The organism is Thermococcus sp. 9N3, from assembly GCF_012027685.1.
GTDB lineage: Archaea > Methanobacteriota_B > Thermococci > Thermococcales > Thermococcaceae > Thermococcus > Thermococcus nautili.
The window spans coordinates 512763-523546 of sequence record NZ_SNUV01000001.1; the positions used below are offsets into that span (position 1 = coordinate 512763).

At 55.9% G+C, this 10784-nt stretch carries 8 protein-coding genes and 1 pseudogene; 4 read left to right on the top strand and 5 right to left on the bottom strand.

Annotation, left to right across the window (positions count from 1 at the left end):
- Positions 1 to 100 precede the first annotated feature (100 nt).
- Entirely contained in the window at positions 101 to 880 is a 780-nt protein-coding gene (locus E3E30_RS02865; RefSeq protein ID WP_167728897.1) for an SDR family oxidoreductase, read from the top strand.
- Positions 881 to 918: 38 nt separating this feature from the next.
- Here E3E30_RS02865 and E3E30_RS02870 read toward each other — a convergent pair.
- The 3 genes and pseudogenes from E3E30_RS02870 to thsB all read right to left on the bottom strand — a co-directional run bounded on the left by E3E30_RS02870 (position 919) and on the right by thsB (position 4777).
- Positions 919 to 2060 (bottom strand): annotated as a pseudogene (locus E3E30_RS02870) (amidohydrolase).
- A gap of 127 nt (positions 2061 to 2187) precedes the next feature.
- Entirely contained in the window at positions 2188 to 3060 is an 873-nt protein-coding gene (htpX, locus tag E3E30_RS02875; protein ID WP_167728384.1) for a zinc metalloprotease HtpX, read from the bottom strand.
- Between the two features lie 73 nt (positions 3061 to 3133).
- Positions 3134 to 4777 (bottom strand): thermosome subunit beta, encoded by a 1644-nt coding sequence (gene thsB, locus E3E30_RS02880; protein WP_167728385.1) that lies wholly within the window; start codon positions 4775 to 4777, stop codon positions 3134 to 3136.
- A gap of 180 nt (positions 4778 to 4957) precedes the next feature.
- On the opposite strand from thsB, the gene E3E30_RS02885 reads away from it, so the two are divergent.
- Both E3E30_RS02885 and E3E30_RS02890 read left to right on the top strand, forming a co-directional pair.
- Positions 4958 to 5266, top strand: coding sequence for a hypothetical protein (locus E3E30_RS02885; RefSeq protein WP_167728386.1), 309 nt, complete (start codon positions 4958 to 4960; stop codon positions 5264 to 5266).
- Positions 5263 to 5931 carry a Kae1-associated kinase Bud32 gene (locus tag E3E30_RS02890; protein ID WP_167728387.1) on the top strand — a complete coding sequence of 223 codons (669 nt, stop codon included), beginning with the start codon at positions 5263 to 5265 and terminating at the stop codon, positions 5929 to 5931. Before E3E30_RS02885 ends, E3E30_RS02890 begins: the two co-directional genes overlap by 4 nt.
- Here E3E30_RS02890 and E3E30_RS02895 read toward each other — a convergent pair.
- Both E3E30_RS02895 and E3E30_RS02900 read right to left on the bottom strand, forming a co-directional pair.
- Positions 5921 to 7180 (bottom strand): methyl-accepting chemotaxis protein, encoded by a 1260-nt coding sequence (locus E3E30_RS02895; protein WP_167728388.1) that lies wholly within the window; start codon positions 7178 to 7180, stop codon positions 5921 to 5923. The two genes, E3E30_RS02890 and E3E30_RS02895, sit on opposite strands and share 11 nt — an antisense overlap.
- A 105-nt stretch (positions 7181 to 7285) precedes the next feature.
- Positions 7286 to 9019: an endonuclease MutS2 gene (locus tag E3E30_RS02900; protein ID WP_167728389.1), complete on the bottom strand. Its 1734-nt coding sequence runs from the start codon at positions 9017 to 9019 to the stop codon at positions 7286 to 7288.
- Positions 9020 to 9108: 89 nt separating this feature from the next.
- Between E3E30_RS02900 and E3E30_RS02905 the strand changes: the two genes are divergently transcribed.
- Positions 9109 to 10776, top strand: a complete 1668-nt coding sequence (locus E3E30_RS02905; RefSeq protein WP_167728390.1) for an ATP-binding protein — start codon at positions 9109 to 9111, stop codon at positions 10774 to 10776.
- The last annotated feature ends 8 nt before the right edge of the window (positions 10777 to 10784 follow it).

A 10784-nucleotide genomic window follows, 5' to 3' on the forward strand; every position in this document is an offset into this window, starting at 1 on the left:
CGGAGATTTCCCAAATTCGGGAAGCCTAATTCGTCAGGGGGACAAAGGTTATTAGCCCACCCCCGTATGCGCTACCATGATTGAGGTTGACCTCGGGGGAATGGGCGTAATAGTGACGGCTTCCTCACGGGGAATAGGCTTCAACGTCGCGCGGGAGCTTTTGAGGAGGAACGCGAGGGTTGTTATAAGCTCCAGAAACCGGGAAAACCTGAGAAAGGCCCTCGACGAGCTCTCGGGCTACGGCGAGGTTTACGCCGTTGAGGCCAATCTTTTTGACCAGCGCGACCTTGAGAACCTCGTAAAAGAAAGCTGGGAGCTTCTTGGGGGAGTTGACGCCCTCGTCTGGAATGCCGGCAACGTCCGCTGTGAGCCGTGCCTCCTCCACGAAGCGGGTTATATCGACTGGATTGAAGCTTCAGCCCTTCACACGGTCGCGCCGGGCTATCTAACGACCCTCCTGGTTCAAACGTGGCTCGAAAGGAAGCGGAAGGGTGTTCTCGTCTACCTGAACTCGGTCTCGATAAAGGAGCCCATGCCGCCGCTCGTTCTTGCCGATGTAACGCGCGCCGGACTTGTTCAGCTGGCGAAGAGCGTTTCGAGGACATACGGGTGTAAGGGAATCCGGGCCTATTCCGTTCTGCTCGGCAGTTTTGACACGCCCGGTGCGCGGGAGAACCTCAGGGCGGTTGCCGAGGCGAGGGGAGAGCCCTTCGAAGAGACGTGGGAACGCGAGGTGCTCGGCAGAACGCCCCTTCACAGAACCGGAAGGTGGAGCGAACTCGGCTCGCTCGTGGCCTTTCTGCTCAGTGATGATGCCGAATACATGCTCGGCTCCACCGTCGTCATAGACGGCGCGATGACGAGAAGTGTTGACCTCTGAAGAAACAGAATAACAAAAAGGAAGGTAAAAGGCTTAACTCACCAGTCCGCCTCGTGAATAAGCTCGCCCTCAGCGAAGACGTGCGTCGGGTAGTTCTCGAGGCTGAACGGGTCTCCGTTCCAGACTACCAGAGAAGCCCACTTGCCCTTCTCTACGCTTCCGAGCCTGTCGTCGACGCCGAGTATCTTCGCGTTGTTGTGGGTGATGACGCTTATGGCTTCCGCCTTGCTCATGCCGAGCCTTATGAAGTGCCTGAGCTGGAGGTAGAGGTTCGCCTGGAGCGTGACCGGGTGGTCGCTCATCAGGCCGAAGAGGGGCCTGACCTCGAGCAAATACCTGGCGTTCTTCCAGTCCTCGTGCTTGAGTTCCACCTTGTAGGGGTGGCTGTCAAATGGGCCGTAGATTACGGGAACGCCCTCGGCCTTAATCTTCTCAAAGGTCTCCCTGCTGTGGACGTCGCCAGCGTGTTCAATGGTAATCTTCAGCCCGAACTTTCTCTTAATCATCAGCAGAGCAGCTATGTCGTCCTCTTTGTGCACGTGGACACGGAGCGGGAGTTCGCCCTTCAGGACAGGAATCAGCGCTTCAACGGTCGGCTCGACTTCCTCAGGCTCCTTCTTACCCTTTTCGAGGAGCGCTATCGTCTTCTGGGTCTTGATGAGCCAGTTGAGAAGGATTCCTATCGCGCCCATTTTCGTGCTCGGCCTCGTTCCCTTCCAGCTCGTGGTCGAGCGCGGGTTGTAACCGAAGGCCGCCTTAACGCCCGCGTACTGGACGAAGGCTTCCTCGATGTCTCGCCCGTAGTTCTTTATGAAGACCGCCTTTCCGCCGATGATGTTACCGCTTCCCGGCAGGACGGAGGAGTAGAGCACTCCGAACTCGATGGAGTGTTTGAAGGCCTTGTCATCCATATAGATGGAGTAGAGCGCATCGACGAGCGGAAGAACCGAATCCATCTGCTCGTTGGCCTCACCCTCCTGGTAGGGCTCTCCGTAGCGGTCCATTCCAATGTGGCTGTGGCCGTCTATGAAGGCTGGGTTACAACACCCTCAGCGATTACTTCTGCATCCTTTGGTTTCTCTCTGGTTACGTCCACGATGTTCCTGTCGAAAACGACGTAGACGTCCCTCTGGACGTTGCCGAGGCCGTCGTAGAGAAGGGTTGCCCTTACGGCTTTCACGTTCATCACCGTTAAGAGTTGGGCGCTAACGTTTAAATGCATATCGTTGAGAAGCGCAACCGACAGTTTTCAGCAGAATTACATAAATAAAGAATTGGGGGATTAAATTATTATGCAAAAATTGAATTCAGAAGTTGGGGACGTAGCCCATCTCCTCGGCGAGCTTCCTGAGCCTCTCGATTCTCTTCTCTGTCGGCGGATGCGTTGAGAACAGTTCGGCGATGCTCATTCCCCTGAAGGGGTTGATGATGAACATGTGGGCGGTTGCCGGATTGCCCTCGCGCATCGGCCTGTAGCGGACGGCCTGCTCAATCTTGAGGAGTGCGCTCGCGAGAGCCCAGGGCTTTCCGCTGAGCTTCGCACCGCCTTCGTCAGCAAGGAACTCCCTCGAACGGCTTATAGCGGCTTGAATCAGCATCGCCGCGATTGGTGCGAGTATGGCCACGAGGATTGCGGCGATGATGTTGTCGCCGTCGCGGTCGTCGTAGGAGCCGAATATCGCTATCCAGCGCGCCCAGTAGGCGAGCTGCATTATCGCCCCAGCCATGGCCGCGGCGATGGTTCCAATGAGGATGTCCCTGTTCTTGATGTGGGTTAGCTCATGACCGAGGACGGCTTCAAGCTCGTCCCTGTCGAGAATTCTGAGGAGTCCCTGGGTTACGGCGACGACCGCGTGCTTCGGGTCCCTTCCCGTGGCGAAGGCGTTCGGAGTTTCGGTCGGGATTATCGCTATCCTGGGCATCGGAAGCCCGGCCCTCTCGGCAAGGTTCCTGACTATCGCGTAGAGCTCTGGGGCCTCGGTTTCGTCAACTATCCTCGCGTTGTACCAGCTCAGGACGATTTTGTCGCTGTACCAGTAGGTTATGAAATTGAAGAGCATGGCGAAGAGGAACATTATGAACGCTAAGCTGGGCCCTCCGAAGAGGTAGCCGATTCCCATAAGCAGTCCGGTGAGGATTGCCATCAACAGCCCCGTTCGGAGCCACATTTCGAGCCCCATGGTCTCACCCCGGAGAAGAATACAATGGCGAAAAATAAATCTTTTTGGTCAAAATTGGGTAGAAAAGGGGGCATCACATGCCCATACCCATGTCCATTCCACCCATACCGCCCATTCCGCCGTTGCCCTCGCCGCCCTTGCTGGGCTTGGCGGCGATGACGTCGTCGATGCGGAGTATCATTATTGCCGCCTCACTGGCGCTCTTGATGGCCTGCTTCGGAACGCGGAGCGGAGCGATGATACCCTTTTCAAGCATGTCCGCCGGCTTGCCCTTGAAGACGTCGATGCCTATTCCAAGGCCCTTGTTCTTGTGCTCGCTGATGACCTTGACCATTATGTCAACCGGGTCGAGTCCGGCGTTCTCGGCGAGGGTCTTCGGGATTATCTTGAGGGCCTCTGCAAAGGCCTCAATGGCCAGAGCCTCCTTACCTCCGACCTGCTTGGCGAACTCGTCGAGCCTGATGCTGAGCTCGATTTCAGGAGCACCGCCGGCCGGAAGGACTGCGCCGTCCTCCATGACGTCCTTAACGACCTTGATGGCATCCTCCAAAGCTCTCTCGACTTCATCAACGACGTGCTCGGTACCACCCCTGATGAGTATGGTTACCGCCTTCGGGTTCTTGCAGCCCTCGACGAATATCATGTTCTCGCCGGCAACCTTCCTCTGCTCGACAAGCTCAGCCTCACCGAGGTCTTCTGGAGTCAAGTCCTTAACGTTGGTGACTATCTTGGCGCCAGTAGCTTTCGCAAGCTTCTCCATGTCGCTCTTCTTGACCCTGCGAACGGCCATTATGCCGTGCTTCGCGAGGTAGTGCTGAGCGAGGTCGTCAATGCCCTTCTGGACGAAGAGAACGTTGGCCCCGGTTTTGGCTATCGCCTCAACCATATCCTTGAGCATCTTCTCCTCCTGCTCTATGAATTCGAAGAGCTGGTCCGGGCTGGTGATGTTTATCTTCGCATCGGTCTCGGTCTTCTTGACCTCGAGGGCGTCGCCAATGAGGGCAATCTTGGCGTTCTCGACGCGCCTCGGCATCCTCGGGTGGACTACTTCCTTGTCGATGACGACACCGCGAATGAGCTCGCTCTCGTCAACGCTCTCGCCGGGCTTCTTCTCTATCTTGATGTTGTCGATGTCAACCTTGTACTTTCCGTTCTCCTTCTCGGCGACCTGCATAACCGCCTGAACGGCAAGCTTAGCTAAGAGCTCGCGGTGGGCCTCGGCGCTCTTTCCAGTGATTGATGTCCCCGCTATCTTGAGGAGGGTCTCCTCGTCGTCGGGGTTGACCTTGATGGCTATCTCATCAAGTATCTCCTGGGCCTTCTCGGCCGCCATGGTGTATCCCTTGACGATTATGCTCGGGTGAATGTTCTGGTCGAGAAGCTCTTCAGCCTTCTTGAGGAGCTCGCCAGCAATGACGACAGCAGTGGTAGTTCCATCACCAGCCTCCTTGTCCTGGGTCTTCGCGACCTCAACCATCATCTTCGCGGCCGGGTGCTGAAGGTCAATCTTGTCGAGAATGGTCGCGCCGTCGTTGGTGATGACGATGTCCCCGAGGCTGTCAACCAGCATCTTGTCCATACCCTTCGGGCCAAGGGTGGTTCTAACCGTCTCGGCGACAATCCTCGCGGCGAGGATGTTAAGCCTCTGGGCGTCCTTTCCAACGTACCTCTGGGTTCCCTCCGGGAGTATTATAACGGGCTGTCCGCTCATGCTCATTTTGACATTCCTCCAAACGTTTTGCCTTTTTGCGGAATCAGTTCGTCAGCGCTCTATATAAACTTTTGGTTCAAATTGTTCAAATTTTCGGTCTAATTTTGGTCAATCGACAGAAAAATTCGAGAATGGTTATGGAAAGGGCTAAAACCTTGGGGGACAATGACGGGTGGTGGGCAGTCCATGGAAGTAAAGGTCTACAACCTTTCCCCGGACTTCGCGAGAAAGGTCTTAGATGACATTGAACGCTACGGAGTGGCCGGAGTGTATGTCGAGAACAGGGTTTCCCTCCTCGACGACATGCTAAAATCGGACGAGGAGAAGCTCAAATACGCGCGGGAGAAAGTGAATGAGGGCAACGTTGATAAGGCCGTGCTGGTCGTTCGAGATGGAACTGGAACGCTCGTGATAAACGTCGAGAACGTTGTTGAGATTCGGGTTGAGCTCGAGAAGTATGAAAAGTTGCTTCGGGAAGCAGGGGTGATGGAATGAAGCTCATAGCCCAGGGGGCCGAGGCGAAAATCTACGAGGGCACCTTTGAGGAAGTATTTGGCGTTGACCTGCTGAAGGAGAAGGTAATCGTGAAGCACAGGGTTCCGAAGAGGTACAGGATTCCGGAGATAGACGTTAAACTGAGAAAGGAGCGGACCGTTAGAGAAGCCCGAATCCTCCACAGGGCGAAGGAGTTCGGCGTGAACTGCCCTTACGTCTACGAGGTCAACCTGCGCGATATGGTAATAGTGATGGAGTTCATAGAGGGAAAACGCCTGAAGGAGCACCTTGAGGAAGTCCCGATGGACGAACGCTTAAACCTCTGCCGGGAAGTCGGAAGGCAGATAGGCAGGCTCCACAAAGCCGGCATCGTTCACGGCGACTTAACAACGAGCAATATGATTCTCCGCGGGGGGAAGGTCTACCTCATAGACTTCGGTTTGGCCGATTTTGATTCGACGCTCGAGGCGAGGGGCGTTGATTTGCACCTTCTAAGGAGGGCAATGGAGAGCACGCACTACACCTGGTTCGAGGAGGGCTTTAAGGCAGTTCTCGAGGGCTACGGCGAGGTTCTCGGCGAGAAAGCTAGGAAGGAAATCGAGGGGAAGATAGAGGAGATAGAGAGCAGGGGAAGGTACAGGGAGCGGAGCTGGCTCAAAGCTTGAACCTGTTGACCTCTTCCATGAGCCTCTGGACGACCTCTTCGAAGTCCGCAAGCGTTGCGCGGACCTCCTCCAGCGCCGAGGTCTGCTCCTCCGCCGCGGCGCTGACCTCCTCTGCCGCCGCCGTGGTTTCCTCCGCGGATGCCGCGAGGTTCTCGAGGAAGCGCAGGCCCTCGTCTATCTTCTCGCCCTCCTCAAGGACCTTGTTCTTGAGCTCGTTGGCCTTGACCTCCATCTCCTCCATGAGCTCGGCTATGTGGGTGAGGTACGAGACGCTCTCCTTGAGGACTTCGGTTGACTGGGCAACGGTCTCGACGCTCTTTCCGGTGACCTCAACGCTCTCGTCAATCTTGGCCATAATCTGCTCCACGATGTTCCTGATATCGTCGGCGGCCTGCTTGCTCTCCTCCGCGAGGTTTCTAATCTCCTCGGCAACGACCGCGAAGCCTTTTCCTGCCTCACCGGCCCTCGCCGCCTCGATAGCCGCGTTCAACGCGAGCAAATTCGTCTGCTCCGCGATGCCCGTAATCACGTTGGTTATGTTGGCTATGTTCTTGCCCATCTCGGCAACGCCCTTGACGGTCTCCTCAATCATCAGCATCATGTTCCTTATCTCTTCAATCTGCCCGACGGCCTCTTCGCCCTTCTGGCCGCCCTCCCTGGCAAGTCCGACAACCTCGCTCATGGACCTTTCAAAGTCCTCCATCGTGTTTATGGTCTCCTTTCCTATCTCGTCAATGTAGCGCATGGTTTCCGTCATGTGGTTGATGTTCTCCTGCTCCCTCTGCGCCTCAATGCTGACCTGGTTGATTGCCTCGGCGACCTGCTGTATGGCCTCGCTAATCTGGTCTATGTTCTCCTTTATGAGGGCACTCCTCTCGTTTACAATCTCCGCCGCGTCCTTGATTGATGAGACCATTCTGTGGAGATTTTGACGCATTTTTTCAATCGCCTTTCTAATTTCCTGAAGGTGTCCGTTGAGTTCGGTGTCTTCAACGGTTAGGTCTCCCTCTGCTATTCTGTCGAGGATTCTGATGATGACGTTCATCTGCTCCTCTATCTCCCTGCGGTACTGCTCGACCTCGGGAGGAATCTTCGCCTTTCCTGCTATGTTCTTCGTCAGCATTATCCCTGCTCCAACGCCAATGATGCCGCCAATCAGGCCCGCTATGGGGCCCGCCAGAAACGCTGGCACTATCGTCAGGCCAAAGGCCAGAACCGGTGACGCTATGAGCGCGCTCTTCTCATCCATGACTCATCCCCCAGGGGAGTACGCGTTAAAAATACTTAAAGCTTTCTAATTCAACAAAGTAAGAACATAACGCCAAAAAGGTGTAGTAACTACCTACACAGGGACCTACACATTCCGTCCGAAAGAGGCCAGAATCCGCTCGTATATTTCCCTATCCCTTCCTCTCGCCTTTCTCGCGAGCCTCTCGACTATTAACTCAGGCGTGCTCCTGCCGAGCTTTCCGAAGACTGGCTGTCTGTCAACGATGAGGTTCAGGTTCTCGTCGAGGCCCTTCGCCTCTATTCCATCAACCCTCGCGAAGGGGAGCTCCTTTTTGAGGTCCTCGCCGAGGTGAGAGACGATAACGACCCTAAAGCCCCTCTCGTGGGCCACCTTGAGGAGCTCGCCGATTATCTTCACAGCCGCACCGGGCTCAGTTATGGCCTCAAACTCGTCTATCAGGATTAGCTTCCTTCCCTTGCCGCGCAGAGCCCTCACGAAGGACTTAAGGGCGGTCTCAAAAGCTCCGGCCCCGTAAACGCTCCTCTTACGCCGGAAGAAGAACAGCTCGTCGAGGGGCTCGAGCCAGGCCCTCTCCGCTGGAACCGGGAAGCCCATGTGGAAGAGTATCTCAACCTGCGTTATCAGCTCGAGCAAACTTGTCTTTCCACCGCTGTTCGCGCCGGTGAGGATTACAACGTCTTCATCGATAATCCTCTCCGCGCCGGGGACATTGAACCCCTCCGGCCTCTTCCCGACGACGTAGCTCACCGGCTGTGGGTTCTCGATGAAGAGGTGCCTCCCGCGCAGGAACGCGATTCCACCGCTCCATATTTCCGGGAACGAAAAGCCTCCGGTGAATTCCCTCACAGCTAAGAGAAAGTCGAGCTCGTGAACCCTCTCAAGTTCCTCCTTGAGCTTGGGAATGAGTTCCCTTATCTCTTCAAGGATTTCCCTCGCCTTCAGGTAGCGCTCAAGGGCCAGCTCGCGCTCGAGAAGGTTTCTGAGTTCTTCGACCCTCTCTGCAGGAACGCGAATTGGATAAAGCTCCTCCCGTGAGAAGAGCTCCACCGTAACGCCGAGCCTCTCAGAGAGGTCGCGCTCGGCCTCGTTTATCAGCCCAAGGATTTCCTCCTCGACGTCGCTGAAGTGCCGGAATATGGCATCGTAGTTCCCCTCGCGGAGCTGGGCGAGGAAGCTTAAAAGCTCCTTTCCGCTGAGGGTTAAGCTGAAGTTCTCAAGCCTCTCGCCGATTCTCTCGTTGAGCTCGCGCTCCTTCTCCGCTATCAGTTCGTCGAGGGATTCGAGAACCTTTTGGCGCCCCATTACCTCCTCGAACTCCTTCAAGGCCTCAAGCATTCTCGGAGCAACGCTACCCTCGCCGGTCAGCTCACCGATTCTGGCGAGGGCCTCAAGCGTCTCCCTGTTCCTCCAGAGGGGTAGAATGTAAAGCTCAGGAGCGATTTCCTGAGGTTTTAGCTCAACGTCAACCCCGTAGCCGAGTGTGCTCAGGACAATTGGATACTCGCGGGCTTCCTCTACGTCGGTCGTGACGTGGCACAGGTTCAAAGACTCGGCCTCTTCAACCTCGGACTCGTCGACAAGGAGAACCCTGTCGTTCAGGAACTCCCTCTGGAACCGTATCGGTTTAACCTTCGAGATTAGGCCCCTCATCTCGGGCTTTACCTTCGAGAGCCCCTCTCTGAGGAATTCCTGCCGTCTCATTATCTCGTCCGGGTCGTTGGTAAGGGAAAAGCGCTCAAGATGGGCCTCGCTACCCGGAAGGCTCAGCCTCCTCCGAATCTCCGACAGGATTGCCCTGTGAACAGCCCTCGCCTCTGGGTTCAGCTTCGGCCTCATCCCCGGAAGCTACGCCCGGGAGTTTATAAGGTTGACCGGCATCGAAAGGTTTTTGTTTTCGGCTGGGCGAATCAACTCAAGGTGGTAATATGGAGGGTCGCGACGCTTCGGTTGGAATAGTGTTCGGTGAATCGAGCACCGACCACTTCACGTTCATAGTCAACCCCAAGAACGAGCTCCCGCGCTTCGGGGAGTTCCTCGTCGTCAAAAACCGCGAGGGAGACGAGGTTTTGGCTCTCCTCAAGTCCATCAGAAACCTCAACTGGCTTATGGAAGCCGGAAGGGGAAGCTACGACTACGTTGAAAAAACCGTCAACGTTTTCTCGCGCGGAATCCTCGACAAGAGCGAGGAGATACTGGCTACCGCCAAGGTTCTCGGAGTGTTGAGAACGAGGGACGGCGAGTTTCTGGTGAAACCGGCACCGAACCGCGTTCCCATAAAGCCGGGAGAGAGGGTTTATTTAGCTAAAGACGAGGATTTGGAGAGAATCTTCGCCAATGGCCACCTCAGGATTGGAAAGCTCATCGCGAGGGGCAACATAGAGGTTCGCCTCGACGCCAACAGGCTCGTTTCGAGGCACTTCGCGGTTCTGGCCGTTACCGGAGCGGGCAAGTCCAATACCATAGCGGTTCTCACCAAGGAGCTCGTGGACAACGTGAACGCTACCGTCGTAATCCTCGACCCCCACGGCGAGTATCAGAGGTTGAGCTGGCCAGGGGCACGCGTGAACCCGATAAAGGCCACGATAGACCCCGGGAGAATAAGGCTGAGCGAGCTGGCAACGCTTTTGGGAATAGCCGAAAACGCGAGCCTCCAGAGACGCTTCCTCGGGCTGATTTATAGGACGGTCAAGGAGGAGATGAGAAGGGACGGAAAGGTCGTCGGAGGCTTGCCATTCCTCGAGGCGATGGAGGACAAGATAGAGGAGTGGATTAGGGTTTACGAGAACACCGACGACAAGGTAATCTACTACTACAACGAGAAGGGCATAGAGACGCCGAGGAAGATTCAGGCGAGGGATTTGGACTCCCTGATAAGGCTGAAGGACTACATAGGCGAGCTGAAGGCCAACTTCGGCGAGTTCATAAGCCCGGTAGATGTCCTCGGCGAGATAAGACCCGGCATGGTGAACGTCATAGACCTCAGCGGAATGGAAGAGGAGCAGATGATAACGCTCGCGAGCTTCGTTCTGAGGGGCATACTCAAGAACCGCATCGAGTACATCAAAGCCGTCAGAACCAACGACAGGCTCACCGCGAGGGAGATACTGGAAGCTTACCCGGCCGTGAAGAAGCCAATCCTCGTCATAGTTGAGGAGGCCCATATATTCGCGCCGAGGGGCGAGAAGAACCCCGCAACCCTGTGGCTCGGCAAGATAGCGCGAGAGGGCAGGAAGTTCGGCGTCGGCCTTGGAATAGTGTCCCAGAGGCCGAAGAAGCTGGACGACGACATACTCAGCCAGACCAACACCAAGATAATCCTCAAGCTGGTTGAGCCCAACGACCAGCGCTACGTCCAGCAGGCGAGTGAGCAGATAAGCGAGGACCTGCTGAGCGATATAGCCTCCCTCGGCGTTGGTGAAGCGGTTATAGTCGGCTACGCCATCACGATTCCGGCGATGGTGAAGATTTATAACTTCGAGAAGGACTTCAACGGCCACTATGGAGGAAGAGACATAGACATCGTTGAGGAGTGGCTTGAAGGGAAGGAGGAAGAGGTGAGCGAGGAAGAGGCCATAAGCGCCCTCCCGCTGTGAGGTGTTAG

Bases quoted from the DNA above. Each gene is read 5' to 3' on its own strand.
- E3E30_RS02885 (WP_167728386.1), top strand. From the start codon at position 4,958: ATGGAAGTAAAGGTCTACAACCTTTCCCCGGACTTCGCGAGAAAGGTC.
- E3E30_RS02890 (WP_167728387.1), top strand. From the start codon at position 5,263: ATGAAGCTCATAGCCCAGGGGGCCGAGGCGAAAATCTACGAGGGCACC.
- htpX (WP_167728384.1), bottom strand. From the start codon at position 3,060: ATGGGGCTCGAAATGTGGCTCCGAACGGGGCTGTTGATGGCAATCCTC.
- E3E30_RS02865 (WP_167728897.1), top strand. From the start codon at position 101: ATGGGCGTAATAGTGACGGCTTCCTCACGGGGAATAGGCTTCAACGTC.
- thsB (WP_167728385.1), bottom strand. From the start codon at position 4,777: ATGAGCATGAGCGGACAGCCCGTTATAATACTCCCGGAGGGAACCCAG.
- E3E30_RS02900 (WP_167728389.1), bottom strand. From the start codon at position 9,019: ATGAGGCCGAAGCTGAACCCAGAGGCGAGGGCTGTTCACAGGGCAATC.
- E3E30_RS02905 (WP_167728390.1), top strand. From the start codon at position 9,109: ATGGAGGGTCGCGACGCTTCGGTTGGAATAGTGTTCGGTGAATCGAGC.
- E3E30_RS02895 (WP_167728388.1), bottom strand. From the start codon at position 7,180: ATGGATGAGAAGAGCGCGCTCATAGCGTCACCGGTTCTGGCCTTTGGC.